Below are 25,220 nucleotides of genomic sequence, written 5' to 3' on the forward strand. Positions count from 1 at the left end.
CCCCGGCGGGGGGGGGCGCGCGCGGGGGCGGCGCCCCCCCCCCCGGCCGCCGCCCCCCCCGACGGCGGTGCGCACGGCGACGTCCTGGATGTCGAGCACGGTCTGCTCGTGGGCGCGCGAGCGGCGGTCGCCGCCCGGCAGGTCGAGCATGCTCCGCAGGTCGTCGAGGTTGACCCGGCGCATCCGGCCCTCGGAACGCTCCTGCAGGGCGCGGGCGGCGGTCGTCTTGCCGGAGGCCGGCAGTCCGGTCATCACATGGACCACGGGCACGGTCAGTTCTCCTCGTCGGTGGTGAAGGGGTCGGCGGTCTCGGGACGGAGGCTACGCCACACGAACAGGTCGGTGGGACGGCCGTCGAGGCGCAGGAACATGGCCGAGCGCAGCGTCGGGTCCGCCAGCCCCTTCACGGCCCGGGCGAACGCGCCCCGGTCGCCGGCCAGCGGGGCGAGCCGCTGGTACGCCTCGTCGATGGCGCGCTCCCGGGCGGCGAACGCCTCCTCCAGGCCCGCGATGACGGACCGCACCCACGCGTCGAACTCGTCCGGCACCTGCTCCAGGAGCGCGTCCAGCGGACGCCCGCCGTGTGACCGGACGCCACCGAGCTCCGCGACGGACAGACCGAGCCCCTGCGCGAGCCGCTTGGCCGACGTACCGGCGAAACGCTGGATGCCGTGCCCGCGCCAGATGTCGCGCTCGGTGACCCCGGTGAGGACCTTGTGGAGCCGTACGTACTCCGTGAGCTTGGCCTTGGCGCGCACCCCGGACGCGAAGCGCAGCACGAAGCCCTCGGCGTCGGTGCCGGTGGCGGCGGCGCCGTCGGGCAGCGTGTTCGTCTCGGTCAGCTTGACGAGCGCTTCGAGCGGCATGGAAGGGTGCACGGTCACGACCGACCCGACGCCCTCCCACGCGCGGGCGGCCTTGGCGAGGCCGATCTCCGTGCCGTCGGCCCCGAACGCGGCGAGCAGCACGAGGTCCCGCCGGTCGCCGTAGTCCACGACGATCCGGTTCTGCGGGTAGACGATCTCCGTCAGGTACGTCACCCCGGGCACCAGCCGCGCGGTGTCGGCCGCGTCGAGCCGGCGCTGCGCCCAGGTCGCCTGGGCGCTGATGAAGGAGCCCTTGGACGCGACCCGCCAGCGCCCCTCGTAGTGGAAGACCAGACCGAGGCTCCCGTCGACCTTCTCGTACACCTCGAACGGCTCGTCGGGCAGCGCGGGCGCGTAGGGCCGACCGGACGCGTGCTCGGAGACGTTGAAGAACTTCGGCAGCGGAAGCGCGACCACCCGCCCCGTGCGGTCGTCGGCGACGAGACCGCGGCAGCGGGTCGTGACGCCGGTCCAGACGCCCTCGTACTGACAGCTGCGCGTGTACGTGTAGATGGACAGCGGCAGCTCCGGATGCGACTTGCGGGTCACATGCCCGGCTTCGATCGCGGCGGCCAGCTCCTGGGGCGGCAGCAGCGCGTCGAGAGTCAGGTACGCCTGGCTCATGGTTTCCCTCCCGTGTGCGAGGAGGCTCATTCTTCAGCGGGAGCGGCCGCTCCGACCAGCGAATTTGTCCGCGCCCGCGGTCCGGGACGGCCGGCCGTCAGTTCGGACCACCGGGCAGGAACTCGTAGAACGGGCCGTCGGGCGCCCGGTCGCGGACGCAGACGGTGACGTCCCTGCCCTTGAGGTAGGCGAGCAGCCACTCGCGGAAGGTCATTTCGTAGAGCGTCCACGCCGGACTGTCGAACTCCTGCACCACGACGCGCCACTTCGCCGAGTCGTCGTCGGGCACGCACAGGAAGACGGCCTCCCCGGTCACGCACGTCGCCACCGGGATGAGCTCGCCCGGCCCCGCGCCCACCGGGCTGGGCAGGTACTCCGCCATGTCCTCCTCGCGCCACATCTCCAGGTCGTCCCGGACATGGCGGTCGAGACTGTGCAGCAGGTGCCGGGCAGGGTGGAGGAGGTAGACGTGGTCGTTGAGGAGGATCGACCCGTAGGCGTCGACGATCGCCCGGAAGTCGTCGGGGAACCGCATCCCGAACTCCCGCTCCATCTCCTCCCACGGCCCCGGGTCCGTCCAGTTGAAGCGGGGCTCGCCCATCAGCTCCGCTATCTCCGCGACGACCGACTGCTCCATGAGGTACCCCCTCGACTCGAACGCTTGATCGCCACCCTGTCAGAGGTCCCGGACGATCTCCAATCGCCCGGCACGGAGCCCGGGTTGCGGGCCGCCCGGTGCGCCGCTCCGGGATCTCACGGGCGGGCGGAGGGCCCGTCCCGCGAGATCCCGGCGCCGGCCGCGCGCGCCTACGGGGCGGTGACGACCAAGGCGGCGTTGTGGCCGCCGAAGCCGACCGAGGTCGAGACGGCGGTACGGATCCGGGCCGCGCGTACGGTGGTCGGCACGTCCAGCGTGATGTCCTCGCCCACCTCCGCGAGGTTCGCGGTCGGGGGCACGGTCCCGTGCGCCACCGACAGCACCGTCAGCGCCGCCTCCACCGCGCCGGCGGCCCCCAGGAGATGTCCGGTGACCCCCTTCGTGGACGTGACCGGCGGCCGGTGCGGGAAGAGCGCGGCCAAGACCGACGCCTCCACCCGGTCGCCCAGCGGCGTGCCGGTGGCGTGCGCGTTCACCAGGTCGACGTCGGCCGGCTCGCGGCCCGCCTCGGCGAGCGCCTCCCGTACCGCCGCCCGCAGGCCCGCCCCGTCCGGCCTCGGCGCGACCACGTGGTGGGCGTCCGAGGCCGCCCCGTACCCGGAGATCAGCGCCCGCACCCCCGCCCCGCGCGCCGCCGCGTCCGCCGCCCGCTCCAGGACCAGGAAGCCCGCCCCCTCGCCCATGACGAAGCCGTCCCGGGCCGCGTCGAAGGGGCGCGAGGCGCCGGCCGGGTCGTGGAAGCGGTGCGACAGCGCCCGCAGCCGGTCGAAACCGGCCACGTAGAAGGGGGTCAGGCCGGCCTCCGCGCCGCCCGCGAGCACGACGTCGCACCGGCCGGCCGCCAGCAGGTCCAGGGCGACCCCGAGCGCGCTCGCGCCGGCCGCGCAGGCGGTGGCCACCGCGAGCGAGGGTCCGCGCAGGCCGAACTCGACGGCGAGCTGCCCCGCCACCCCGTTCGGCAGCGCCCCCGGCACCGCGAACGGCGACAGGTCCCGCGGCCCGCCGGTGCGCAGCACCGCCAGCTCCCGCTCGTACGTCTCCACGCCGCCCGCGCCCGTCCCGACGACCACGCCGGTCCGCACGCCGTCCCGGACCGCCTCCGTCAGGCCCGCGTCGGCGAGCGCCTCGCCCGCCGCGGACAGGGCGAACAGCGCGGCACGATCCGGGCGCCGGGCCACCGCACCCTTCGGCACCCGCGGCTCGGGGGCCCGGCAGGCCACGAACGGGACCCCGCCCGCGTCGCCGAGCACGGCGGTCGACTTCCCGGCGCGGACGGCCTCCCAGGTCGTGGCCCGGTCGGCGCCCGCCGGGGTGAAGAGCCCGATCCCGGTGACGGCGATCCCCGCACCCGTACCCCCGCGCCGGGCGCCCGCCGCCGTCATCACACCGTCTCCGAGGCGCGCGCGACCAGCCGCTCGATGGCGCCGACCGTCGTGGCCGCGTACAGCTCCTCCTCCTCGACGGGCACGCCCCGCTCCTTGCGCAGCACCAGCGCCAGCTCGGTCAGCAGGAGGGAGTCGAGACCGGCCTCCTCGCGGCCGGTCTCCCGGGTCAACCCGTTCGTGTCGAGGCCGAGTTCGGCGAACAGCTGGATGAGTTCCTCGAAGGTCATCAGGTCTCCTCGGTGGGAAGTGCGGGGCGGTGCCCGAGGGCAGCCGCGTGGTTGAGGCCGAGCAGCACGCACACGTCCGTCAGGAGCGGCACGTGGTACGCCAGCGGGCGCGGGCCCGCCTGATCGGGTCGGGAGTCGAAGCCGCCGTCCGGGCGCTGGCGCTCCAGCAGGTACCGGACGGCGCGCCGCGTGCGGTCCCCGGCCGAGGGGGTGCGGGCCAGCGCGATCAGCGCGTACGCCGTGCTGATCGGATCGGCCGGCTCCCCGGGCACATGGGCCCAGCCCCCGTCCGCCCGCTGGGTGGAGACGAGCCGGGCGACGGCCCGCGCCCGGGCGCGGGCCGAGGGGACGAGCGCGGGATGGTCGGGAGGGGCCGAGGCCCGGAAGGAGTCGAGGGCGAGGACGGTACGGAACAGCGCGTTGCTCTCGTTGAGGCTCCAGCTCCGCTCGTACGGCCCGCCCGCCGCCTCCCGGTCGAGCAGGAACCGCACGGCATCGGCGACCACCGGGCCCAGGCCGGGCCGGGGCGCGAGCGCGTGGACGGCGGCCGCCGTCATCGCCGGCTCGGAGTCCGTCCCCTTCTCGAAGGTGGGCAGGCCGCCGTCCGCACCCCTCCGGGCGAGCAGGTATCCCTCTCCGGACTCCACCGCCCGCCCGAGCACGGGCCGTTCGTCCCGCGCCCGGTGCGCCACCGTGCGGAGGAACTCCAGGCAGTACGCGGTGTCGTCGACATCGCTCTGCGCGACGGACCGGTCGAACCCCCAGCCGCCGTCGGGATTCTGTTGCCCCGTCAGGGCGTCGGCGAGCACCACCAACGTGTGCGCCGGGGCGCCCGCGCCGGCCAGCGCGAGCCCGCCGGTGGCCGTCGCGAAGACGTCCATGCCGGTGATGAAGGGCACCCCGCCGTCCGGGCGCAGCCAGCTCCGCACCTCTCCGGCTCGCGCGCGGACCGCCTCGGCGTACCGGGGGCCGTGCCGCAGCGCGAGCAGGGCCAGGAGCCGGGCGAGGTGGTTGGCGTACTGCGGCGGGCCCGGCCGCGCGCCGGACGCCAGCGTCCCCCAGTCCTCCTCCGTGACCAGGCCGGGGGTTTCGGCGTGGAAGCAGTGCAGGACCTTCAGTGCGGTCATCTCCGTGACGAGCCAGCGCTGTTGGCCGCGGACGTCGAAGGCCGTCGCGGGGTCGTCGAGGGGGGTGTGGGGGTGGGCGCCGAGCTCCGTCAGGACCGTCCGGAACATCAGCCGCTTGCGCCCGGCGGTGAAGTGGGGGAAGCCGTCGAGCAGCCGCTCCAGGGCGGCGGCGCCGTCCGTGTACTCGCCCAGCGCCGCGCGGGCCACGGCCTCCTGGAGCGGGTCCGGTGGCCCTTCGTCCAGTCCCGTCTTCAGCCGCCGGACCAGACGGTCCTGGGCTTCGGGGTCCACCCCCACCGCCGTGAGCAGGCGCAGGGCCAGGGCCGACTCCAGGAGACGGCTGTCGCAGGGGGCGCGGAGCAGCCCGTCGGGGGCGGCCGCCGTGGTCAGCCGGGCGGCCAGCCGCGCCCGGGCCCGGTCGAGCGCCCGGCCGTCGGGCCCGGGGGAGTCGCCGCGGACACCGGGGACGGCGAGGGAAGCACCGCTTAACGGCGGCGCGCAGAAGGTCATGTCGGTGAGTCCTCAGGGGGTCGGAGCGGGTCGGCGGTCAGAACGAGTGCGCGGTGTGGGCGAAGAGACGGCGGACCGCCTCCGCACCCGTCGGCACCAGGGGCGCGTAACGGTCGGTGAGCACGGTGGCCGGCGGGACGAAGCCGCACCAGGCGATCTCGCCCGGATCCGGCCGGGGCGAGCGGTCCGTCCGCCATTGATGGACCGTCAGAATGCTGGCGCCGTGCGGGTCGTCCACCCGGGAGCGGTACGCCTCGACGAGGCCGGACACCGCCTCGTAGCCGAGCTCCTCGCGCAGTTCGCGCAGCGCGGCCGTCCGGTACTCCTCCCCGGCGCGCACCGCGCCGCCGATCAGGACGTCGTGGTGCCCGGGGTAGGCGCGGGCCCGGGCGGAGCGCCGGTAGAGCAGGACCCGGCCCGCCGGGTCGGTGCAGACGGTCGCCGCGTACCGGCGCAACAGACCGTGCGGGGCCCGTCCCTCCCGGCAGCCCTGGGCGACCACCCGGTCGCCGAGGTCGACGAAGTCCACCCGTTCCCCGCCGTCGGGTCCGCGCGGTTCCGTCCGGGGGCTCATCCGCGCTCGCGGACGTGGGCGAGGAACGGGCCGTCCGGCCGGAGGTTGAGGCCGAAGACGGGCTCGCCCGCCGGTGCGGCCGCCTCGATCGCGAAGCGGGGGAGGAGCAGTCCGAGCAGCACCTCCATCTCGCGCATCGCGAAGCGGGTGCCGAGACACGCGCGCGGACCGATGCCGAAGGGGAGGTACGCGCCCGGCGGCGGCGGTGTCCGCGGCGGGAAGCGATCGGGCACGAACGCGTCCGGGTCGGGCCAGACTTCGGGGTCGCGGTGGGTCAGGTACGGGCAGACGAGGACGTCCGTGCCGGCCGGGATCCGCAGGCCGTCCAGCCACTCGTCGGCCTCGGCCTGCCGGGGGAGCAGCCACCCCGTCGGGTAGAGGCGCAGCGTCTCCGCGATCACGCCCTCGATGGCCGCCGGGTCGTCCGCCGCCCGCCGCGCCACCTCCGGATGACGGTCGAGCAGGACGAACACCCAGGTCAGCGTGCGCGCGCTGCTCTCGTAGCCGGCGACGAGCAGGGTCACCAGCTCGTCGCGGATCAGCCGGTCGTCGTAGCGGGGGTCGGTCTCCGCCGCGTCGAGCAGCCGGAAGAGGAGTCCGGTGCCGGCGGCCCCCGCCGTGTGGCGGGCGCGGGCGTCCGCGATGGCCCGGTGCATCCGCGCGTCGAGCGCGGCGAGCGCCGCCGCGGCCGGCGCCGGCAGTTCGGCGCCGCCACCGACGTCGGCGGGGAGCGCGGCCACGATCTCCTGCACGCCCGCCAGGTCGCGGTAGGTCGCCCTGTCGAGGGGGTGGTCGGTGAGCGAGCGCCAGATGGTGTCCACCGTGAAGAACTGCGCGTCCTCGGCGAGGTCCGCCGGCTCCCCGGTGCGCGCCCGCGCCGCCCAGCGGTCCGCGATCGCCCGCGCCGCGCCCGCGATGTGGTGCTCCCAGCGCTGGATCCCGCGCCCGGTGAACGGGGCCTGCAGCAGCTTCCGTTGGGAGCGCCACTCCTCCCCGGCGGCGCTGATCATCCCGTTCCCGATGAGCGGACGGGCGCGATGGGTCCGCTTCACGAAGCGGTCGCCGCCGACCCCGAGGACCTGGTGGACGTGGCGCGGGTGGGTCACCAGGACCGCGTCCCGCCCGCCCCGCCGGAAGCCGGTGAGCCGGCCCGGGACCCAGGCGGTGCGCAGCAGGTCGACGAGCGGGGCACCGGAGGCCGTCCACGCGGCCACCACGGCGTCGTCGAGGAGGTCGGGGAGTCCCCCGACGGCCCGGGCCTCGGGTGACGGAGGTGCGGGGACGACGCCGAACGACGGTGAACTCACGTTGGGTGACTGCATGATGACGTATCGTAGCGGCCTGTGCGATCTTCAGTTTCTCAGCGGCGACCCGGCACCGTCCCCCTCGCCCTCCTCGACCGGCTCTCCCTCGACACGGCGGCGCTGCACCCCAGCGACACCGCCCTCCACCTCGGCGGATTCGTCACCCTGGAGGGGGCTCCACCGTCCCGGCAGCAGCTGGTGCGATGGCTCGCTCGGCGGGTGGAGGACCTGCCCGAACTCGCCTACCGGCTGGGCGGGAGCGCCCGCCGCCCCCACTGGGAGCCCGACCCCGCATTCGATCCCGCACGTCACCTGTACGAGCTACCCGGTTCACCCGATCCGGCGGCTGCCGTCGTCGAGGCCGTCGAACAACCCTTGCCCCGGGACCGGCCGTTGTGGGGAGTGTGGCTCGTCCGCCAGGCGGGCACCGGGTACGGGCTCTGCTACCGCGCCCACCACGCCTTCCAGGACGGGGCCGCCGCCGTCGCCACCCTGGAGCACCTCCTCGGCGACGAGCAGGCCCGGCCCGCGCGGGTCCGGGCGGGGCTCGCCCGACGCCGGCCGGTGCGCTGGCGCGCGGTCCTGCCCGAGTTCCGCCCGCCGGGCCGGAACACCTGGTGGACGGCGCTCGACACCCCGCCCTCCCACCGCCCCGCCGTCGCCCTCGCCGACACCGCGCTCACCCGGCTCCACACCCTCGGCCGCCGCCTCGGCACCACCGTCCCCCAGCTCTGCCTGGCGCTCATCGCCGACACCGTCCGCGCCTGGCACCCGGACGACTGGGCACCCGGCGGTCCGGGCCACGGGCGCGGACTGCGCACCGGCATGGGGATCGGCGTCCGGGACCCCCGGGAGCCGTACCCGCTCCTCGGCAACCGGGTCGCCGTCGCCGGCCTCGACCTGCCCTGCGGCGAACCGGACCCTGACCGGCGGCTCGACGCGCTCGGCCGGGCCGTCGACTACGGGCGCCTCGCCGCGCTCGCCGACGCCCAGGGAGCGGTGCTGCGCCGCCTCCCGTACCGGATCGGCAAGCTCTCCCTCGGCCGCGCCGTGGACGCCCGTTACACCCCGCTGATGGTCGCCGACCTGCGGATCCGCCGTCCCCTCGGCTTCGACGGAACGCCCGCCACCGCCGCGTACCCGCTCCCGGTACGGGTGCCCGGACAGCCGCTCTTCGTCGCCTGGGCCACCCACCGCCGACGCCTCCACACCACCTTCCTCGCCGACGCCGCCCTCCCGGACGCCGAACGGCTCCCGGAGCACTGGGAGACGGCCCTCACCGCCCTCGAACGGCTGGCCGAGGAGCGGGAATCGGAGGCGGCGGATCCCGCCGGCGCGAAGGCCGCCCGGTGAGCGCCCCCGCGCCCACCGCCTTCGGTGACGCCCCCGGTGCCTGGCCGCTCGTCGGACATCTCCCGCACCTCGCCGGACGGCCGCTCGCCTTCCTCGACTCCCTGCCCTCCCACGGCGACGTCGTCCGGGTCCGGCTCGGCAGGCGCACGATGCACGTCGTGCACGAGCCCGGGCTCGTGCGGCGGGTCCTCACCGACCGGCGCGTCTTCGACCGGGGCGGAGTGCTCTACGACAAGATCCGCGCCGTGCTCGGGAACGGCCTCGCCACCTGCCCGAACGCCGAGCACCTCTGGCAGCGGCGGGCCCTCCAGCCCGCCTTCCGACAGGCCCTCATGGAGCGGTACGCGGCGACCATGGCGGCCGAGACCGAGGCGCTCACCGCCCGCTGGCGGCCCGGCGAGGTCGTCGACCTCACCCGGGAGAGCTTCCGGCTCACCACCGCGGTCGCCGTCCGCACCCTCTTCTCCGCCGGGATCTCCGACCGGGCCGCCGAGGAGCTGCGGGCCGCCCTCGACGTCCTGATGGCCGGCGTCTACACCCGGGTCGTGGCACCCGCCGTCGACCTAGTACCCTCGCCCGCGCGCCGCCGCTACCGCCGCGCGCTGGCCGCCTGGCGCACCGGAGTCGCGGAGATCATCACCGCGTACCGGGCCGCCGGAACCGACCACGGCGACGCCCTGTCGCTGCTCCTGTCCGCCCGCGACGCCGACGGACGGCCCCTGACCGACACCGACCTGTGCGACCAGGTCGCCACCCTGGTCCTCGCCGGCGCCGAGACCACCTCGTCCACCCTCGCCTGGGCCCTGCGCCTGCTCGCCGACGATCCCGGGGCCACGGCCCGGCTGCACGCCGAGGCCGACACGGTCCTCGACGGGCGCCCGGCCCGCTACGCGGACCTGCCCGCGCTGCCCTTCACCGCCGACGTGATCCGCGAGGTCCTGCGGCTCTACCCGCCCGCCTGGGCGGTCACCCGCACCGCCGTCCACGAGACCGAGCTGGCGGGGCGACGGGTGCCCGCCGGAACCGTCGTCATGTGCTGTCTCTACCTGGTCCACCGGCGCGCCGGCCTCTTCCGGGACGCGGACCGCTTCGACCCCGCCCGCTGGACCGCCGACGAGGTCCCCCGTGACGCGTTCCTCCCCTTCGGCCTGGGGGCGACCAAGTGCATCGGGGACGTCTTCGGCATGACCGAGGCCACCCTCGCGCTCGCCTCCGTCGCCGCCCGCTGGCAGCTCACCCCCGCCACCGCCCGCCCGCCCCGGCCCGCGCCGCGGATCGTGCTCTCGCCGGGCCCGCTGCCGATGCGTCTCGCCGCCCGGCGCGGGACGTGACGCACGGCGGCGATCACACCGGGCGGGGCGTGGGGAAGTGGGGCAGGACGGTCTCGGCGAGTTCCTGCAGGACCTCGTCGACGGGCCGGATGTTCGGGCGGAGGTTGAAGGAGACGTGGGAGACGCCGAGGTCGGCCATCTCCTCCAGTCGGTGGCGGAGCGCGGTGGCGCCGGTGCTGAGACCGAGGCGGATGGGGCGCGCGGGTGCGGCCGCGTCCTCCTGGAGGTCCAGGACCATCGGCGTGAGGTAGGGCTTCGGGCCCGCGCCGGTGTCCGAGAGCTTGCGCCAGTCGCGGATCCTGAGGCGGAGCGCGCCGAGGTCGCGCGGATAGTTGAGGGACGCGTCGGCGTGTTCGGCGATCCACTCGGGGCTCTGCTGCGCGCCGCCCGCGACGGCGACGGGGATGCCGACCGGGTGGACCGGCCGGGGCAGCACCTGGAGCTGCATGGCGGAGGTCAGGCCGGCCCGGGGGAGTTCCAGCGGGCCGGAGCGCCAGGCGGCGCGCAGTGTCTCGACGCCGTCGCGGAACGCCGTTCCCCGGGCCTCGAAGTCGCGCCCGAACAGCGGGTACTCGACCGGGCGGTCGCCGCTGGCGAGCCCGAGGAGCATCCGCCCGTCGGACAGGACGTCGACGGTCGCGGCGGCCTTGGCCACCAGCAGCGGTTCGCGCAGCGGGAGCACCACCGCGCCGGTGGCGAGGACCGCCTGCCGGGTGACGGCGGCGAGGTGGCCGAGATGGGTGAACGTCTCGAAGACGGAGCCGGCGTCGCCGAAGCGCACCGGGTCGTACAGCGGCACGTCGCGCAGCCAGAGGGCGGCGAAGCCGAGCCGGTCGGCGAGCTGGGCGAGGCGGGTGTGCTCGGTCAGGTCGGGGACGCCGAAGGGCCGGCCGGCCGTCTCGCCGTCGCGGACGCGGGCGGGGGCCCAGTCGTTGTCGAGGGGGAGTTCGAGGCCGAGGGTGAGCCGGCCGTCGGCCGGGGCCAGGCGGGCGAGTGCGGGATGCGGGGATGCCACGGCGGGTCCTTCCGGGTGTGGGGGCGGGGCCCCGTCCGGGCGGTCTGCCCGTGACGGAGCCCCGTGGGGGTGTGCGCGTCAGTTGAGCTCGTCGGGGTGGGGGCCCGTGCGCAGGTCGCGGTCGAGCGCGGCGATGGCGCGCATCTCCTCGTCCGAGAGGGCGAAGTCGAGCACGTCGAAGTTCTCGCGGATGCGGTGGGGGGTGACGGACTTCGGGATGACGACGTTGCCGAGCTGCAGGTGCCAGCGGATGACGACCTGCGCCGGGGACTTGCCGTGGCGGTCGGCGACGGACGTGATCGCGGCCTCGTCCAGGACCGCGCCCTGGGCGAGCGGGCTCCACGCCTCCGTGGCGATCCCGTGCTCGGCGTGGAAGGAGCGCAGCTCGGCCTGCTGCAGGCCGGGGTGCAGCTCGATCTGGTTGACGGCCGGCGTCAGCTTGGCGCCGTCCAGCAGCCGCCGCAGGTGCGCGGGCTGGAAGTTGGAGACGCCGGCGGCACGGATGCGGCCCTCGTCGGCGAGGCGCTCCAGCGCGCGCCAGGAGTCGCGGTACAGGTCACGGGCCGGGGTGGGCCAGTGGATGAGGTAGAGGTCGACGTGGTCGAGCCCCAGCTTCGCCAGGCTGGCGTCGAAGGCGCGCAGGGTGGCGTCGTAGCCCTGGTCCGCGTTCCACAGCTTCGTGGTGACGAACAGCTCCTCGCGGGGCAGCCCGGAGGCGGCGAGCGCGCGGCCGACGCCGGCCTCGTTGCCGTAGATGGCGGCGGTGTCGATGGAGCGGTAGCCGGTCTCCAGGGCGGTGGTGACGGCGGCGGTCGTCGCGTCGTCGGAGACCTGGAAGACGCCGAAGCCGAGCTGGGGGATCTCGACGCCGTTGTTCAGCGTGACGGTGGGGACGGCGGGGGTGGCGGAGGCGGTCATGGTGTGCGGGTGCTCTTTCACTTGGTGCGCGGGGCGAGGGTGTAGCGGACGGTCTGGGCGCTGATGAGTCCGTCGCGGAAGACGAACGTGTCGACGCCGTCGAAGACTTGGTGGGTGGCGGTGGTGGCGGTCCACTCCAGGAGGAGGACGTCTCCGGCGAACCGCTCCGTGAGCCGCCAGTCGGCGTCGGGCAGGTCGGCGAGGAGATGGCCGATGCCCTGCTTCACGCCCTCGCGTCCGGTGAGGACGCCGTCGGGGGTGACGAAGACCGCGTCCTCGGCGTAGTTGAGGCTGATGGAGTCGAGGTCGCCGGTGCCCAGCCGCGTGCCGTGGTCGGCGAAGACTTCCCGCGGGGTGCGGTGCAGCGGGTGGGCGCCGGTCATCGGGCCAGCTCGGCGAGGGCGGCCGCGGCGAAGGAGTGGTCCTGCTCGGGGGCGCCGCCGCCGACGCCGATGGCGCCGACGAGGCGGCCGTCGCGGTGGACGGGGATGCCGCCGGCGATGAACAGCAGCGGCCGGTCGAGGGCGGTCGTCAGGCTGTGGAAGGGGCCGTCCGGCTTGACCAGGTCGACGAGGTCGGCGGTGGGGGCGTCGAGCTGGAGCGCCGTGTACGCCTTGCGGGTGCTGGTCTCGCCGGAGATCAGCACGGCGCGGTCGTCGCGGCGGAAGGCCAGCAGGTGGCCGCCGGCGTCCAGGACGGTGACGCTGACGGTGACCCCGGCGGCCTCGGCGGCACGGGCGGCGGTGGCGACCAGGATCTCGGCGTCGGCGGTGGTCAGCGGGGTGAGGGTGGCGGAGGTGGTGGGGGTGCTCATGGCGCCTTTCCTTGGGGGAGTGGTGTGGGGTGGGCCGGGGTGTGGGTCAGTGGTGTACGGGGGCCGGGGCGGCGGCGACGGACGCCTCGGCCGGCGTGGTCGCGGGGGCCCGGCGCTCCAGCGCGGCGGACCAGAAGGCGAGGCCGAGGGCGGCCGCGGCGAGGAGGGCGCCGACCCAGTTCGGCGAGGTGTAGCCGAAGCCGCCGGCGATCACGAGGCCGCCGAGCCAGGCGGCGAGGGCGTTGCCCAGGTTGAAGGCGCCGATGTTGACGGCCGACGCCAGGGTCGGGGCGCCGTGGGCCTGGTCGAGGACCCGCTTCTGCAGCGGGGGCACGGTGGCGAAGCCGAGCGCGCCGATGAGGAGGATCGCGATCGCGGCGAGGATCTTGTACTCGGCCAGGACCGTGAACAGCGCGAGGACGGCCGCGAGCCCGGCGAGGGTGACGTACAGCAGGGGCATCAGCGCGCGGTCGGCGTACCGGCCGCCGATCAGGTTGCCGAGGAACATGCCGACGCCGAAGAGGACCAGGAGCCAGGTGACGGCGCCGTCGGAGTAGCCGGCGACCTCGGTCATCATCGGCGCGATGTAGGTGATCGCGGCGAACACGCCGCCGAAACCGAGGACGGTCATCGCCATCGCGAGCAGCACCTGCGGGTTGCGGAAGGCACCCAGCTCGCCGCGCAGGCGGGCGCCCGCGGGGCGCGGCATGGCGGGCACCAGCTTGGCGATGCCGAGCAGACCGATCACGCCGAGGGCCGCGACGATCGCGAAGGTGGTGCGCCAGCCGACGGCCTGCCCGATGAAGGTGCCGAGCGGGACGCCGACGATGTTGGCGACGGTCAGGCCCGTGAACATGGTGGCGATCGCGCCGGCCTTCTTGTCCGGGGCGACGAGCCCGGCGGCGACGACGGAACCGATGCCGAAGAACGAGCCGTGGGCGAGCGAGGCGACGACCCGGCCGGTCAGCATCATCCCGAAGCTCGGCGCGACGGCGGAGACCAGGTTGCCGACCACGAACAGGCCCATCAGGACCATGAGCATCCGCTTGCGGCTCACCTTGTTGCCCAGGACGGTCAACAGGGGAGCGCCGACGACGACGCCGAGCGCGTAGCCGGTGACGAGGAGGCCGGCGGTGGGGATGGTGACCCCGTAGTCGGCGGCGATCTCGGGCAGCAGGCCCATGATCACGAATTCTGTGGTGCCGATGCCGAAGGCGCCGACGGCCAGGGCGAGGAGTGCGAGCGGCATGGTTCGCCCGTTCCCGGAATTGCTTGAACGATCCCTTTGCATGCTTTGACAATAGTTGCATGCGCGCCATACATGCAAGCGCGGGTATGGGTGGGGCGGTGGCGATCTTGGCATGTGCAGGCAGAGGGAAGGCCGGGAACCGGTCGCGGCGACGGCACGTCCGCCGAGGCACGAACCCGAGGTCGACCACCGACGCATCCTGCGGGCCGGGCGCGAGGTCTACGCCGCGCGGGGGGCTCCAGGCCACGCTCGGTGACGCCGGGCACCACGTGGGGCTCGAAGTCGGTGCCGTCCACCGGGCAGGACCGGAAGCACGAGACCCGAGCCGCCGAGACCAGGAATCCGGCCCGTGCGACGCGCCGGACGCGCGGACGGCCGTCGTGGTCATGCCCCGGCGGTGGGAGTGAGGCCGCAGCGGACGTCCACCACGCCCTCGACCACCCGTGCCAGACGCTCGGCAACCGGGATGAGCGTGCCGTCGCGAACGGCGCCGGTGAGGGAGACGACTCCGCCCTCGACGCGGACCTCGATCCGGTCCCGCGACAGGGGGAACAGATGGGCGACGACGTCGTGGCGGATCTCCGCCGCGATGTCCTCGTCCGGGCGGAGGAAGACCTTGAGGAGGTCGGAGCGGCTGACGATGCCCTGGATCATGCCGTCCGCGTCCACGACCGGCAGCCGTTTCACCCGGCGCGTGGCCATGAGACGCGCGGCCTGCGGCAGCGGGGCCGACGGCCCGATGGTGACGGCGGGCGTGCTCATGAGGTCCGCCGCCCGGTCGGAACCGGCCTTCGCGGTGGCGTCGCGCCGGCGCACCTGCTCGACCAGGCCCAGACGGTGGCCGTGGAACTCCTCCTTGAGGAGCAGGTCGGCCTCGGACACCACGCCGACGACCCGGCCCTCCCCCTCCAGGACGGGAAGCGCGGTCACCTTCCAGCGCTCCATGGCGGTGGCGATCTCCTTGAACGACGTGTCGGGCCGCACGGCGACGACCCTCTTCGTCATCACGTCGGAGACGGTGAACGGTCGGGAGGTCATGTCGGTCCCCTTCGGAGGACGGGAGTCGTGCGGAAGGACCCACGTCAGCGGATCAGTACGGCCTCGCCGGAGCGGGGCACGACGGCCGTCCAGCCCAGTTCGCGGTCGACGCGGTCGCGCAGCGGGTCCCCCTCAGGGGGCCTGCGCGGCGGCGCCGACGTGACGGGAACCGCGGCATGACGGCGATTCAGGCGAAGTCGAGCACCTCCGACGCGGGTCGCCGGGGCGTCGCCCGGCCCGTCGGTCCGTAACCCAGGCGGAACACCATGTGGACGTAACCGATCGCCGAGAGGGGATCCCGCGCGTCGAAACGGAGTTCCGGCCATTCGAGGGGCTGAGACATCAGGGAGGTGGCGAGCCCGTCGAGGGTGGCCTGGAGCAGGATCCGCTGCATCGCCTGTCCCGCCCTCAGCCATGCCTCGGGGGTGTCCTCCGCCGTTCCGAGCAGCACGATCTGCGGGTACCTCTCGAACCGCGCCGACGGACGGCCGGACACCCGGCCCGGTGCGCCGAAGTCCCTGACGGGGGCGGTCACGTCGTACTGCCGCGGTCCGAGGGCGTAGGCGGGGATGCCGTCGGCGCGGGCCGCTTCCCCGGACTCGCCGGTACGTGTCCAGGCGGCGATCTCCGCCCGTACGGCGTCATCGGCCGCCTCGAACAGCTCGGAGGCGTGGACGAGGCCCATGACGGTGTCGGTGTGCCAGTCGCCCGGGACGACCAGATGACAGCCCTCCACCCGGGCGGCGGCACCGAGACCGGCGAGCAGTTCGGCGGGTATCCGCTCCTCGGTGAAGGGGAACCGGCTGGTGTGCCGGCGGGACAGGGCGGGATACAGGAGGTCGAGACCGTCGTCGGCGTGCTCGGGACCGTCGAGACGGACGTCGGCGAGGTGCCAGGGGTCCGCGGGGGCAGGCAGCAGCCGGACGGCGGGGCGCAGGCCCCGGTGCACGGCGGCCACGCGCAGGCCGAACAGGGCCGCGCCGCAGCCGAGGTGAAGGGCACGGTGGTCGGGATCCTGCCGGGGCATGCCGCGGGACGGGTCGCCGTACAGCTCGACGGTGCCGGACGCCGCCCGGTGGACGAACCGCCAGGGCTGGGCGTTGTGCATGGACGGAGCCGTGACGGCGTCCTCGATCAGGGAGGTGACGAGCGGGCGGGGGAGAGCGGTGGGAGACACGATGCGTCCTGTCTGTGCGAGGGCGATCACTCGGAGAAGCGGTGGGCCGTCCGTGGGGACGGGGGAGGGAGAGGGGTGTCGTCGTCGCGGGCGGACAGCCGGTCCACTACGCTGACGACGCCCTCCACGCGCTCGGCGAGCCGCAGGAGCATCACGGTCTGGCTCCGCCGCCTGAGCCGGCCCTCGAGCGTGACGACGCCGTCCAGGACGTGGACGTCGACCGCGTCCGCGGGCAGCGCCATGGCGTCGGCGAGGAGTTCCTCGCGGATGCGGCGTCCGATCTCGGCGTCCGGGCGGAGGAAGACCCGCAGCAGATCGCGGCGGGTCACGATGCCCACCAGCCGTTCCTCCTCGTCGACCACGGGAAGCCGGGCCACACCGCGCCGCACCATCAGCCGGGCCGCGTCCGGCGCCGCCTCCTCGGCGTGCACGGTGACGGCCGGAGCCGTCATCACGCCCCGGGCGGTCGGCGACCTGCGGGTCAGCAGGTCGCTTCCGCAGACGACTCCGACGACGTGGTCGTCGTCGTCCACGACGGGCAGTCCGCCGATGTCGTGCTCGGCGAGCAGCCTCGCCACCTCCCGGAACGACGCGCCGGCGAGCGCGCTGACCACGTCGTCGGTCATCAGACGACCGACTTTCATGGGCTTCATCGCGGTCCTCCTCCTCGCGCCGTCGACGGCGGACCGGTCCCCTCGCCACCACCGTCCGCCACCACCGGGGCGACCGCGAGGGGCCGAACGGTCCACCCGCGGGCCCGACCGGACCCGGCCGCCGCCGCCCCGCCGTCACCCATGGGACCTTCGGCCCCGCCTCTGCCCCCACCGGCCCTCCGGGACGGCGGGAGCCGGATGCCAGGGTGGGGACAGTCGTCCCGCACCCCGCGAGGGAGCCGTCATGACCGGAACCCCAGGCCGTCGGAACCCCGGACGAACCGTCGTCGCCGACGCGGACGGGGCGCCCCACGGGCACGATTCCCCGGCGGGGCCCGCCGCGCCCCTCCTCCCGGGCGCCGTACTGGCGGCGGTCCGGGACGACGGCGACCTCGGCTGCGCACGGACGGCGGCCCACGAGGCCCTGCGGCGGCGGGTACCCCTGCGGCTGCTCCACGTGTGGCGGACGGCCCGTCCCACGGGCGCCGGGTCGATGCCCTGTGCCCGTGCCTGCGCGGCCGCCGAGGAGCACGCGCGGGTCCTCACCCGCATGGCAGGCCGTCTCCGTGACGAGTTCCCGGGACTGACGGTCGAGACCGAGGGCACGAAGCACCCCAGCGTCATCGGGGCACTCGTCGAAGCGAGCCGGGACGCCGGCCTCCTGGTCGCCGGTGGAGACCGGCCGTCCGGCCCCTCCGGCCCGGCGCCCGGCCGCACCGCCCTCACCCTGCTGAGACACGCCCACTGCCCGGTGGAGCTCGTTCCCCGGCACGGGCCCGGACACGGGAGCACCTCATGACCGCCACCGGCCACCACGAGATCGTCGTCGGCATCGACCCCGCCCGCGAAGGACGGCTGGCCCTGGCCTGGGCGGCCGACGAGGCCCACCGCCGACGGCTGGCGCTCCGGGTCGCCGCCGCCGTACCGCCGCCGCACGACCACCGGCGCGCCGGCGACACACCCGGCCACCAGGCACGGACCCGGCGCGCGGCGGACGCGCTGCGCGCCGCGGCGGACCGGGTCGCGGCCCGGCAGCCGGACGTGAGCGTCGGCACGACGCTCCTCGAAGGAGCCCCGGCGACCGTGATGGCCGGTCTGGCCCAGCGGGCGGCCATGGTGGTGCTCGGTTCCCGGCACCTCAGCCGTGCCGAGGAGTTCCTCAGCGCCGGCTCCCTCGTCGTGCCCGTCACCGCCCGGGCTCGCTGTCCCGTCGTCGTGGTGGGCGACGCGGAGCACATCACCCAGGACCCTCGGTACCTCGTCGCGGGCGTCGACGGCAGCGAGTCCTCCCGGGCCGCCCTCGCCCTCGCCTTCGAGGAGGCGGACCTCAGGCGCTGCGCCCTGCGGGCCATCGCGGTCTGGCAGCCGCCGGTCTTCACCCTCCGCACCGGAGACACCCTGTTCCACGCCGAACGCCGGCTCCTCTCGGAGGCCACCGCCGGATGGGCGCAGAAGTACCCCGACGTACGGCTCACCCACGAGGTGCTCGTCGGCTCGCCCGTCGAGCTGCTCGCCGACGCCGCCGAACACGCCCTGGCGGTCGTCGTCGGGCGCCGGGGTCGAGGCGGCTACAGCGGGATGCGCGTCGGCTCGGTCGTCCACGGCCTGCTGCACCGCGCCCACTGCCCCGTGATCACCGTTCCCGCGGGGTGAGCCGGGGCCGCGGGCGGCGGCCCCGGCGGAGGAGCCCGACGACGCTCCCGGACCACGGGCCCACGGGGCGCTCGGCAGGACCCGTCGGGCCATCCGGACTACCGTGAGACCGGGTACGGCGGATGCCGTCCGTTCCGGACGCGACCGGAGGTTCCGATGGGTGGGGAAGGCGCCGGGGCAGCCGACCACAGACTGCCGCGACTCCGGCTCGACGAACTGCTCGACGAACTCCAGGGACGCATCGACGAGGTGCGCGGCACCCGGGACCGGCTCACCGGGCTGCTCGAAGCGGTCATGTCCGTGGGCCGGGAGCTCGACCTTCCACATGTGCTGCGGGGGATCGTCGAGGCCGCCGTATCCCTGGTCGACGCCCGGTACGGGGCGCTGGGCGTCATCGGCGAGGACCGGCGGCTCTCCTCGTTCCTCCCCATCGGCATCGACGACGACGTCCACCGGCGGATCGGAGCCCTCCCGTCCGGACACGGCATCCTCGGGGAGCTCATCCGCCACCCGGAGCCGCTGCGCCTGTCCGAGCTGTCCGAGCACCCGGCCTCGTACGGCTTCCCGCCCCACCATCCCCCCATGCACTCGTTCCTCGGCGTTCCCATCCGGGTCCGCGACGAGGTGTTCGGGAACCTCTACCTCACCGAGAAGCGCGGCGGAGCCGACTTCGACGCCGAGGACGAGGCGGTCGTGACCACCCTGGCCGTCGCCGCGGGCATCGCCATCGAGAACGCCCGGCTGTACGAGGAGGGGCGCCGCCGGCAGCGCTGGCTCGCCGCGAGCTCCGACTTCACCAGCGCCCTGCTCTCCGGTACGGGGGAGGCCGAGGTCCTGGACGGCATGCTGGAGCAGGCGGTGGACATCGCCGGCGCCGACATGGGCGTCTTCTACCTGGTGGGCGCCGGCGGCGAACTGCGCGGTTCGCTGGCCCGCGGCGAAGGATGCGATCTCCACAGGGGAGTCGTCCTGCCGAGCAGCGAGGGCACGCTCGCCGCCGCCGCACTCGCGGAGAAGGACGGCCTGGTCACCGTGGCGGACGTCGAGAGCGACGAGCGGGTCACCGTGCAGCCCGAACGGTGGAAGGGCTTCGGTCCCGCGGTGGCGGTCACGGTGGGCACCAAGGAGCGGCTGAGCGGCGTACTGATCCTCACCCGGCGCCGCGGCCGGGCACCGTTCGTGAACTCGGAGACCGTCGCCCTCCCGGGATTCGCCGGCCAGGCCGCCCTCGCCCTCGAACTGGCGGACCGCCGCCGCGACGCGGAGCAGGTGGTCCTCCTGGAGGACCGGGACAGGATCGCCCGCGATCTCCACGACCTCGCGATCCAGCGCCTGTTCGCCACCGGGATGACCCTGCAGAGCGCCCGGCGCTTCGTCGAGCATCCGGAGGCGGCGGCCCGGCTCACCCGGGCCATCGACGACCTCGACGCCACCATCAAGATCATCCGATCGTCCATCTTCGGCCTGCGGGAACACGACACCCCCGGCACCGCTCCGAAACTCAGGAGCCGTGTCGTCACCGCGGTCGACGCGGCCGCGGCCACCCTGGGGTTCGCCCCCGCGCTTCGGATGGAGGGCCTGCTCGACACGGACGTGCCGGCCGGGACGGCCGACGACGTCGTCGCGGTCGTCGGGGAGGCGCTCACCAACGTGGCCCGGCACGCGGACGCCCACCGGGTCGAGGTCGCCGTCCGCGCGGAGCGGGGCGTCCTCGGCGTGACCGTGCGCGACGACGGGGTCGGCATCCCACCGGACCGGACCGACGGAGGGCTGCGCAACCTGTCCGAACGGGCCGAGCGCCGGGGCGGTGCGCTGTCCGTCCGGCCCCACGCGGGACCGGGCGGCGGAACACTGCTCGAATGGCGCGTTCCCCTCCCGGCGGACGACGAGGAAGGCCGCTAACCCTTCTCGGGACCGTGCTCGTGGGCCTGCGCGGCGAGCACGGCGGCCTGCACCCGCCGCTCGACCCCCAGCTTCCCGAGCAACCGCGAGATGTGGTTCTTGACCGTCTTCTCCGACAGATAGAGCCGTTTGGCGATCTGCCGGTTGGTGAGCCCCTCGCCGATCAGCTCCAGCACGGACCGCTCGCGCTCGGAGAGCGCCGCCAGCCGCTCGTCCTCGGGCGGCCGGGCCGCCTCCGGATCCCGGAGCGAGCGCATCAGCCGGGCGGTGGTGGCCGGATCGAGCATCGACTGTCCCGTCGCCACGGTGCGTACCGCCGACACCAGGTCGGAGCCCTTGATCTGCTTGAGGACGTACCCCGCCGCCCCCGCCATGATCGCGTCGAGCAGCGCGTCCTCGTCGTCGAAGGAGGTCAGCATCAGGCACGCGAGCCCGGGCATCCGCGACCGCAGCTCCCGGCAGACGGCGATCCCGTCCCCGTCGGGCAGCCGGACGTCCAGCACGGCCACGTCCGGGCGCAGAGCGGGCCCTCGGGCCAGAGCCTGTTCCGCCGTCGACGCCTCGCCGACCACCCGCAGGTCGGGCTCGTCGTCGATCAGGTCGCGCAGTCCCCGGCGTACGACCTCGTGGTCGTCCACGAGGAAGACCCGGGTGGGTGCCCCGGCGGCCGGAAGCTCGGTCATGGCGACCCCTGTGCTCGATGGGTACGGACCCGCCCCCACAAGGATTGTCCGTCATGGGGCGAGGTCGTGGGCGTCCCCGGAGGCGTCGCCCGGGCCGGCGAGCTCCATCCGCACGTCCACGACCCCCTCGACGGCACGGGCGGCACGCGCGAGCAGCGGCACCAGGGCGCGGTCGGAGAGTGTGCCCCGCAAGGTCGCGACTCCCTCCGCCACGGTCACGTCCAGCCCCGTGAGCGCCCCGCCCCCGAGCACCGAACGGCGGATCTCCGCCTCGATCTCGTCGTCCTCGCGCAGGAACACCTTGAGCAGGTCGCTCCGGCTGACGACCCCCTCCAGCAGCCCGACCCCGTTCACCACCGGAAGCCGCTTCACCCTCCGCAGGGCCATGATCCGCGCCGCCTCCGCGAGGGACGCGTCCGCGTGCACGGTCACGGCCGGGCTCGACATGAGGTCCCCGGCCCGCACCGCCCCGGCCTTCGCCGCGTCGCCGAACCGCGCAGGCTCCGGATCCGTGCCCCGGAACGCCTCCTTCGCCAGCAGATCCGCCTCCGAGACGACCCCCACCACACGCCCCTCCCCCTCCAGCACGGGCAGGGCGCTCACCGACCACTGGTCCATGAGCGCGACGATCTCCTTGTACGACGCGTCACGGCCGATCGCCACGACGGTGTGGGTCATGACATCACTGACGGAGTAGCGCGAAGGCGGTGCGGAGCGCATCGGAAGCCTCCTCCATGGTGTCCCCTCCCGGCTTCCGCCGGTGCCGGCGATCCCGGAAGAGCCGATCGGCCCCTCGCGGTCGGCGCGCGGTGGTGCCAGCGTGGGGAGTGTCGTCCCGTACGCCCCAGGAGGAAGCATGGACAACGAGAACCTCGTCCGTCCCGAGGTGGGCGATCTGGTCGTCGGCGTCGACGGGTCTCCCTCGGCGCGGACCGCCGTGCTCTGGGCCGCGGAGGAGGCGCACTTCCGGTCGCGGCCCCTGCACCTCGTGCACGCCGCCGACACCGACCGGCGGGCCTACTGGAGCGACGCGGAGCGGATGCAGGAGATCCGGGAGGCCGGCCGCGACCTGCTGGCCGAGACCGCGGCCGCCGTCACGCGGCGCCATCCGGACCTCGTCGTCACCCGCACCCTGGGACGTCAGGAGCCGGTCGCCGGTCTCCGGGAGGCCGCCGGGGACGACAAGACGATCGTGGTCGGGCACCGGGGCCTCGGAGGTTTCTCCAGCCTCCTGCTCGGCTCCGTGGGACTGGGCGTGGCCGCCCGGGCGGACGTGCCCGTGATCGTCGTGCGCGGCGCGGCCGACCGACCCGAGTCGGGTTCCGTGACCGCCGCCGTCCGTGACTCCGCCGACATGGGGTGGCTGCTGTTCGCCGCGGCCGAGGCCACCGCCCGCAAGGCGTCGCTCCGGATCGTGAGCGTGTGGAACATCCTGGCCCGCGTCGGCAGCGTGGCGACCATGGTCGACGACCTCGACGGGGCCGCCCGGCGGCGCGTGCACGAGGTGCGGGGCCTCGCCGACCGCGTCCGCGAGTGGTACCCCGACCTGAACGTCACCCCGCACGTGGAGACCGGCACCACGACCCCCGGGATCCTCGTCGAGGCGGCCGCCCGCACCGACCTGCTCGTGATGGGCAGGAGCCACCGGCCGCTCGGAGTGGGACCGGCCCTCGGCCGCGTCGCGCACGCCCTCATCCACCACGCCCCGTGTCCCGTGCAGATCGTGCCGGCCGACTTCGCGACGGAGGCCGGCACCCCCTGAACGACACCCTGTCCGGAGCGGATGGGCCGGTCGGTCCCCCCGGGTTCAGGACCGTTCGGCCCCACCCCGCAGCCCCGTTGGACACTGCACCGCGCGGCCTCCGCGCGGAAGGGTGGAGCCGCGGAGCCGGTACCGGGCCCCGTGGGGGGACACCCGGCCGGGGCGGCGCCCCGACGCGCACGTGAGGAGCGGAACGATGACCGGAGCCGAGGCGGAACGCCGGCACAGCCCCTTCCCCGACTTCGACGGCTGGTTCGGCCGGGAGTTCCCCGGCCTTCCCGGCTGGCGCCCCGCCACCGCCGCGCACTCCATCCCGGTGGAGGTCACGAACGGTGACGGTGTCTACGTGCTGCGGGCAGAGCTCCCCGGCATGGACCCCGACGACATCACCCTCACCGTCGACGACGACCTCGTCACCGTGCGCGCCGAACAGAGCGGGAGCGTCGAGGGCAAGGACCGCTCGGAGTTCCGTTACGGGGCCTTCCGCAGGACCCTACGCCTCCCGGAGACGGTCCCCGCCGACGCCGCCGTCGAGGCGTCGTACGAGGACGGCATCCTGACCGTCCGCGTCCCGATGCCCGCACAGGAGACACGTACGGCGCGGACCGTCCCGGTGAAGCGGGCAGGCACCACCGGTGAAGCCGAGGACCGGTGGTGAACACGAAACGGGTGCTGGTGGCGTACGTCAGCAGGCACGATGCCACCGCGGGCATCGCCGACGAGATCGGCCGGACCCTGCGCGACGACGGGTTGGACGCCGACGTTCTCCCGGCGGACGCCGCCACCGATGTCAGCGGATACGACGGCGTCGTCCCCGGAGGGGCCCTGTACGCCGGGCGTCCCACGCCGAACCGCACGCCTCGCCGATCCTCGGCGACGTACTCCGCCTGTTCGACGAACACCCCGACACCCGCCACGCCGGACTGACCACCCTGGTCGCCCACGACACCGAGCACCGCTCCGAGCCGGCGGCCTCGGGGACGTGACCTGCACCGCCGAAGCCCTCGACGCCCACCCACGGCGGTCACCCGGAGAGCACTCCGTTGCGGACGTGATCACCCGAGGGCCTCCGGGGGCCTCGAACCCGGCGCCGCGCAGCAGCTGGGCGCCCGGAGGTCGCCGGCCCCGTCGGGGACGTGTGTCTCAGTCCTCGCCCCGGATGATGTTCCGTTCCTCGCGCGGGGCGACGCCCCGGTCGACGTCGTCCTGATCGTCCGGCGACCCCACATCCGGGGTGGCGACGGCGGGCCGGTGGGTGGACAGCGTGTCGTCGTGCCAGAAGATCTCGTCGGCGGCGTCCCTGTCGATCCGCGTGTCCATCGCGGCCATCTCCTCGTTCCGGGTCCGGCATTCGGCCGGAAGTGTCGAGCAGCGCCTACCCGGGACGCCCACGCTGAGTCGCTTACACGGCTTTTGTTCTGTTTTCCATGGTTTCGCGGAGAAGGTGCCGCGAATGAGGAGTAGCGCCGCTCGGCCCGGGTAGAGGCCGACCTCCGTACGCCGTTCACAGGGAAGGAAGGTGGCCGCGATGAAGGCCGTCACGTGGCAGGGGCGGCGGAAGGTCTCCGTGGAGACCGTGGCCGACCCGGAGATCCGCGAACCCACGGACGTGATCGTGCGGATCACGACGAGCGGGCTGTGCGGATCGGACCTGCATCTGTACGAGGTGCTCGGACCGTTCCTCGACCCGGGCGACGTGCTCGGGCACGAGCCGATGGGCGTGGTCGAGGAGGTGGGCCGCGAGGTGCGGCGCCTCGTACCCGGCGACCGGGTCGTGGTGCCGTTCACCATCTCCTGCGGCACCTGCGCGATGTGCGGGAGCGGCCTCCACTCCCAGTGCGAGACGACGCAGGTGCGGGCCTACGGCACCGGGGCCTCCCTGTTCGGCTACACCAAGCTGTACGGGCAGGTGCCGGGCGGCCAGGCGGAGTACCTGCGCGTGCCGTTCGGCGACACCCTTCCCATCCCGGTCCCGGAGGGGCCGCCGGACGACCGCTTCGTCTACCTCTCGGACGTCCTGCCGACGGCATGGCAGGCGGTCGAGTACGCGGACGTGCCCCCCGGCGGTTCCGTCGCCGTCCTCGGCCTCGGGCCCATCGGTGACATGGCCGGTCGCATCGCGCTGCTGCGCGGCGCCGGACTCGTCGTCGGCATCGATCCGGTGCCCGAACGGCGCGCCCGGGCGGCGGCCCGCGGCGTACACACCATCGACCCGGCCGACGACGGCGTCGAACCGATCGAACGGGTCCGGGACGTCACCCAGGGCCGGGGCCCCGACGCCGGCGTCGACGCCGGCGGCCGTGTGGGGCCCGGCGCGCCGCTAGCCCGGGGCCGGCACAGCATGGGTGCCCCCCAGCCGGGCCCCCGCCCCCCCGGCCGGTGAGCACCTCGCCGATC

Annotated in this window: 27 protein-coding genes and 1 pseudogene; 9 read left to right on the forward strand and 19 right to left on the reverse strand. The window is 74.7% G+C overall.

Annotated elements, in window-relative coordinates; translation table 11 throughout:
- From ACFW1I_RS08260 to ACFW1I_RS08295, 8 genes are all read right to left on the reverse strand, one after another.
- Window positions 1-270, reverse strand: a 270-nt coding sequence (locus ACFW1I_RS08260; RefSeq protein WP_384667381.1) for an AAA family ATPase, incomplete at its 3' end; no start/stop codon positions are given.
- A gap of 2 nt (window positions 271-272) precedes the next feature.
- A complete protein-coding gene (locus ACFW1I_RS08265) occupies window positions 273-1,490 on the reverse strand; it encodes an RNA ligase (RefSeq protein WP_384667384.1) in 1,218 nt (405 codons plus the stop codon).
- A gap of 97 nt (window positions 1,491-1,587) precedes the next feature.
- Window positions 1,588-2,127, reverse strand: a complete 540-nt coding sequence (locus ACFW1I_RS08270; protein WP_384667386.1) for an SMI1/KNR4 family protein — start codon at window positions 2,125-2,127, stop codon at window positions 1,588-1,590.
- 170 nt (window positions 2,128-2,297) lie between these two features.
- On the reverse strand, window positions 2,298-3,530 hold the full coding sequence (locus ACFW1I_RS08275) for a beta-ketoacyl-[acyl-carrier-protein] synthase family protein (protein ID WP_384667389.1): 1,233 nt from the start codon (window positions 3,528-3,530) through the stop codon (window positions 2,298-2,300).
- Window positions 3,530-3,760, reverse strand: a complete 231-nt coding sequence (locus ACFW1I_RS08280) for an acyl carrier protein (RefSeq protein ID WP_384667391.1) — start codon at window positions 3,758-3,760, stop codon at window positions 3,530-3,532. Before ACFW1I_RS08280 ends, ACFW1I_RS08275 begins: the two co-directional genes overlap by 1 nt.
- Window positions 3,760-5,397: a prenyltransferase/squalene oxidase repeat-containing protein gene (locus ACFW1I_RS08285; RefSeq protein WP_384667394.1), complete on the reverse strand. Its 1,638-nt coding sequence runs from the start codon at window positions 5,395-5,397 to the stop codon at window positions 3,760-3,762. The genes ACFW1I_RS08280 and ACFW1I_RS08285 overlap by 1 nt, the downstream gene beginning before the upstream one ends.
- Window positions 5,398-5,434: 37 nt before the next feature.
- Window positions 5,435-5,971: an NUDIX domain-containing protein gene (locus ACFW1I_RS08290; protein WP_384667396.1), complete on the reverse strand. Its 537-nt coding sequence runs from the start codon at window positions 5,969-5,971 to the stop codon at window positions 5,435-5,437.
- On the reverse strand, window positions 5,968-7,293 hold the full coding sequence (locus tag ACFW1I_RS08295; protein WP_384667399.1) for a cytochrome P450: 1,326 nt from the start codon (window positions 7,291-7,293) through the stop codon (window positions 5,968-5,970). Before ACFW1I_RS08295 ends, ACFW1I_RS08290 begins: the two co-directional genes overlap by 4 nt.
- Window positions 7,294-7,314: 21 nt before the next feature.
- On the opposite strand from ACFW1I_RS08295, the gene ACFW1I_RS08300 reads away from it, so the two are divergent.
- Entirely contained in the window at window positions 7,315-8,628 is a 1,314-nt protein-coding gene (locus tag ACFW1I_RS08300; RefSeq protein ID WP_384667402.1) for a wax ester/triacylglycerol synthase domain-containing protein, read from the forward strand.
- A complete protein-coding gene (locus tag ACFW1I_RS08305; protein WP_384667405.1) occupies window positions 8,625-9,959 on the forward strand; it encodes a cytochrome P450 in 1,335 nt (444 codons plus the stop codon). The genes ACFW1I_RS08300 and ACFW1I_RS08305 overlap by 4 nt, the downstream gene beginning before the upstream one ends.
- Window positions 9,960-9,972: 13 nt before the next feature.
- On the opposite strand, the gene ACFW1I_RS08310 is transcribed toward ACFW1I_RS08305, so the two are convergent.
- The 8 genes from ACFW1I_RS08310 to ACFW1I_RS08345 form a co-directional block, all read right to left on the reverse strand.
- The gene (locus ACFW1I_RS08310) at window positions 9,973-10,974 is read right to left on the reverse strand and encodes a TIGR03571 family LLM class oxidoreductase (RefSeq protein WP_384667407.1); all 1,002 of its coding nucleotides are present in this window, start codon (window positions 10,972-10,974) and stop codon (window positions 9,973-9,975) included.
- Window positions 10,975-11,052: 78 nt separating this feature from the next.
- Complete coding sequence (locus tag ACFW1I_RS08315) at window positions 11,053-11,892, reverse strand: aldo/keto reductase (protein ID WP_384667410.1); 840 nt, start codon at window positions 11,890-11,892, stop codon at window positions 11,053-11,055.
- A gap of 17 nt (window positions 11,893-11,909) precedes the next feature.
- On the reverse strand, window positions 11,910-12,275 hold the full coding sequence (locus tag ACFW1I_RS08320) for a nuclear transport factor 2 family protein (protein WP_384667413.1): 366 nt from the start codon (window positions 12,273-12,275) through the stop codon (window positions 11,910-11,912).
- The gene (locus ACFW1I_RS08325; RefSeq protein WP_384667416.1) at window positions 12,272-12,706 is read right to left on the reverse strand and encodes a heme-binding protein; all 435 of its coding nucleotides are present in this window, start codon (window positions 12,704-12,706) and stop codon (window positions 12,272-12,274) included. Before ACFW1I_RS08325 ends, ACFW1I_RS08320 begins: the two co-directional genes overlap by 4 nt.
- 46 nt (window positions 12,707-12,752) lie before the next feature.
- Entirely contained in the window at window positions 12,753-13,955 is a 1,203-nt protein-coding gene (locus ACFW1I_RS08330; RefSeq protein ID WP_384667419.1) for an MFS transporter, read from the reverse strand.
- A gap of 384 nt (window positions 13,956-14,339) precedes the next feature.
- Complete coding sequence (locus ACFW1I_RS08335) at window positions 14,340-14,993, reverse strand: CBS domain-containing protein (RefSeq protein WP_384667422.1); 654 nt, start codon at window positions 14,991-14,993, stop codon at window positions 14,340-14,342.
- A 187-nt stretch (window positions 14,994-15,180) separates the two neighbouring features.
- Entirely contained in the window at window positions 15,181-16,170 is a 990-nt protein-coding gene (locus tag ACFW1I_RS08340) for an Acg family FMN-binding oxidoreductase (RefSeq protein WP_384667425.1), read from the reverse strand.
- Window positions 16,171-16,196: 26 nt separating this feature from the next.
- Complete coding sequence (locus ACFW1I_RS08345) at window positions 16,197-16,823, reverse strand: CBS domain-containing protein (protein ID WP_384667428.1); 627 nt, start codon at window positions 16,821-16,823, stop codon at window positions 16,197-16,199.
- A gap of 244 nt (window positions 16,824-17,067) precedes the next feature.
- On the opposite strand from ACFW1I_RS08345, the gene ACFW1I_RS08350 reads away from it, so the two are divergent.
- From ACFW1I_RS08350 to ACFW1I_RS08360, 3 genes are all read left to right on the forward strand, one after another.
- The gene (locus ACFW1I_RS08350) at window positions 17,068-17,622 is read left to right on the forward strand and encodes a universal stress protein (protein ID WP_384667430.1); all 555 of its coding nucleotides are present in this window, start codon (window positions 17,068-17,070) and stop codon (window positions 17,620-17,622) included.
- A complete protein-coding gene (locus tag ACFW1I_RS08355) occupies window positions 17,619-18,476 on the forward strand; it encodes a universal stress protein (protein ID WP_384667432.1) in 858 nt (285 codons plus the stop codon). The genes ACFW1I_RS08350 and ACFW1I_RS08355 overlap by 4 nt, the downstream gene beginning before the upstream one ends.
- 156 nt (window positions 18,477-18,632) lie before the next feature.
- Entirely contained in the window at window positions 18,633-20,378 is a 1,746-nt protein-coding gene (locus ACFW1I_RS08360) for a GAF domain-containing protein (protein ID WP_384667433.1), read from the forward strand.
- On the opposite strand, the gene ACFW1I_RS08365 is transcribed toward ACFW1I_RS08360, so the two are convergent.
- Both ACFW1I_RS08365 and ACFW1I_RS08370 read right to left on the reverse strand, forming a co-directional pair.
- Complete coding sequence (locus tag ACFW1I_RS08365) at window positions 20,375-21,061, reverse strand: response regulator (RefSeq protein WP_384667435.1); 687 nt, start codon at window positions 21,059-21,061, stop codon at window positions 20,375-20,377. The genes ACFW1I_RS08360 and ACFW1I_RS08365 overlap by 4 nt on opposite strands.
- Window positions 21,062-21,112: 51 nt before the next feature.
- Window positions 21,113-21,739: a CBS domain-containing protein gene (locus tag ACFW1I_RS08370; protein ID WP_384667438.1), complete on the reverse strand. Its 627-nt coding sequence runs from the start codon at window positions 21,737-21,739 to the stop codon at window positions 21,113-21,115.
- A gap of 178 nt (window positions 21,740-21,917) precedes the next feature.
- On the opposite strand from ACFW1I_RS08370, the gene ACFW1I_RS08375 reads away from it, so the two are divergent.
- The 3 genes from ACFW1I_RS08375 to ACFW1I_RS08385 all read left to right on the forward strand — a co-directional run bounded on the left by ACFW1I_RS08375 (window position 21,918) and on the right by ACFW1I_RS08385 (window position 23,750).
- The gene (locus ACFW1I_RS08375) at window positions 21,918-22,823 is read left to right on the forward strand and encodes a universal stress protein (RefSeq protein WP_384667440.1); all 906 of its coding nucleotides are present in this window, start codon (window positions 21,918-21,920) and stop codon (window positions 22,821-22,823) included.
- A 196-nt stretch (window positions 22,824-23,019) separates the two neighbouring features.
- Complete coding sequence (locus tag ACFW1I_RS08380; protein ID WP_384667441.1) at window positions 23,020-23,481, forward strand: Hsp20/alpha crystallin family protein; 462 nt, start codon at window positions 23,020-23,022, stop codon at window positions 23,479-23,481.
- Window positions 23,478-23,750: a hypothetical protein gene (locus tag ACFW1I_RS08385; protein ID WP_384667444.1), complete on the forward strand. Its 273-nt coding sequence runs from the start codon at window positions 23,478-23,480 to the stop codon at window positions 23,748-23,750. The genes ACFW1I_RS08380 and ACFW1I_RS08385 overlap by 4 nt, the downstream gene beginning before the upstream one ends.
- Window positions 23,751-23,966: 216 nt before the next feature.
- Here the strand turns inward: ACFW1I_RS08385 and ACFW1I_RS08390 are convergent, their stop codons facing one another.
- Window positions 23,967-24,143, reverse strand: a complete 177-nt coding sequence (locus ACFW1I_RS08390) for a hypothetical protein (protein WP_384667447.1) — start codon at window positions 24,141-24,143, stop codon at window positions 23,967-23,969.
- Between the two features lie 208 nt (window positions 24,144-24,351).
- Between ACFW1I_RS08390 and ACFW1I_RS08395 the strand changes: the two are divergent.
- A pseudogene (locus ACFW1I_RS08395) lies at window positions 24,352-25,113 on the forward strand (alcohol dehydrogenase catalytic domain-containing protein); the annotation flags it as partial.
- Between the last annotated feature and the right edge of the window lie 107 nt (window positions 25,114-25,220).

It is taken from the genome of Streptomyces sp. NPDC058955, assembly GCF_042741435.1.
GTDB lineage: Bacteria > Actinomycetota > Actinomycetes > Streptomycetales > Streptomycetaceae > Streptomyces.

Bases quoted from the DNA above. Each gene is read 5' to 3' on its own strand.
- ACFW1I_RS08265 (WP_384667384.1), bottom strand. From the start codon at position 1,490: ATGAGCCAGGCGTACCTGACTCTCGACGCGCTGCTGCCGCCCCAGGAG.
- ACFW1I_RS08270 (WP_384667386.1), bottom strand. From the start codon at position 2,127: ATGGAGCAGTCGGTCGTCGCGGAGATAGCGGAGCTGATGGGCGAGCCC.
- ACFW1I_RS08275 (WP_384667389.1), bottom strand. From the start codon at position 3,530: ATGACGGCGGCGGGCGCCCGGCGCGGGGGTACGGGTGCGGGGATCGCC.
- ACFW1I_RS08280 (WP_384667391.1), bottom strand. From the start codon at position 3,760: ATGACCTTCGAGGAACTCATCCAGCTGTTCGCCGAACTCGGCCTCGAC.
- ACFW1I_RS08285 (WP_384667394.1), bottom strand. From the start codon at position 5,397: ATGACCTTCTGCGCGCCGCCGTTAAGCGGTGCTTCCCTCGCCGTCCCC.
- ACFW1I_RS08290 (WP_384667396.1), bottom strand. From the start codon at position 5,971: ATGAGCCCCCGGACGGAACCGCGCGGACCCGACGGCGGGGAACGGGTG.
- ACFW1I_RS08295 (WP_384667399.1), bottom strand. From the start codon at position 7,293: ATGCAGTCACCCAACGTGAGTTCACCGTCGTTCGGCGTCGTCCCCGCA.
- ACFW1I_RS08315 (WP_384667410.1), bottom strand. From the start codon at position 11,892: ATGACCGCCTCCGCCACCCCCGCCGTCCCCACCGTCACGCTGAACAAC.
- ACFW1I_RS08320 (WP_384667413.1), bottom strand. From the start codon at position 12,275: ATGACCGGCGCCCACCCGCTGCACCGCACCCCGCGGGAAGTCTTCGCC.
- ACFW1I_RS08325 (WP_384667416.1), bottom strand. From the start codon at position 12,706: ATGAGCACCCCCACCACCTCCGCCACCCTCACCCCGCTGACCACCGCC.
- ACFW1I_RS08330 (WP_384667419.1), bottom strand. From the start codon at position 13,955: ATGCCGCTCGCACTCCTCGCCCTGGCCGTCGGCGCCTTCGGCATCGGC.
- ACFW1I_RS08335 (WP_384667422.1), bottom strand. From the start codon at position 14,993: ATGACCTCCCGACCGTTCACCGTCTCCGACGTGATGACGAAGAGGGTC.
- ACFW1I_RS08345 (WP_384667428.1), bottom strand. From the start codon at position 16,823: ATGAAGCCCATGAAAGTCGGTCGTCTGATGACCGACGACGTGGTCAGC.
- ACFW1I_RS08350 (WP_384667430.1), top strand. From the start codon at position 17,068: ATGACCGGAACCCCAGGCCGTCGGAACCCCGGACGAACCGTCGTCGCC.
- ACFW1I_RS08355 (WP_384667432.1), top strand. From the start codon at position 17,619: ATGACCGCCACCGGCCACCACGAGATCGTCGTCGGCATCGACCCCGCC.
- ACFW1I_RS08360 (WP_384667433.1), top strand. From the start codon at position 18,633: ATGGGTGGGGAAGGCGCCGGGGCAGCCGACCACAGACTGCCGCGACTC.
- ACFW1I_RS08365 (WP_384667435.1), bottom strand. From the start codon at position 21,061: ATGACCGAGCTTCCGGCCGCCGGGGCACCCACCCGGGTCTTCCTCGTG.
- ACFW1I_RS08370 (WP_384667438.1), bottom strand. From the start codon at position 21,739: ATGACCCACACCGTCGTGGCGATCGGCCGTGACGCGTCGTACAAGGAG.
- ACFW1I_RS08375 (WP_384667440.1), top strand. From the start codon at position 21,918: ATGGACAACGAGAACCTCGTCCGTCCCGAGGTGGGCGATCTGGTCGTC.
- ACFW1I_RS08380 (WP_384667441.1), top strand. From the start codon at position 23,020: ATGACCGGAGCCGAGGCGGAACGCCGGCACAGCCCCTTCCCCGACTTC.
- ACFW1I_RS08390 (WP_384667447.1), bottom strand. From the start codon at position 24,143: ATGGACACGCGGATCGACAGGGACGCCGCCGACGAGATCTTCTGGCAC.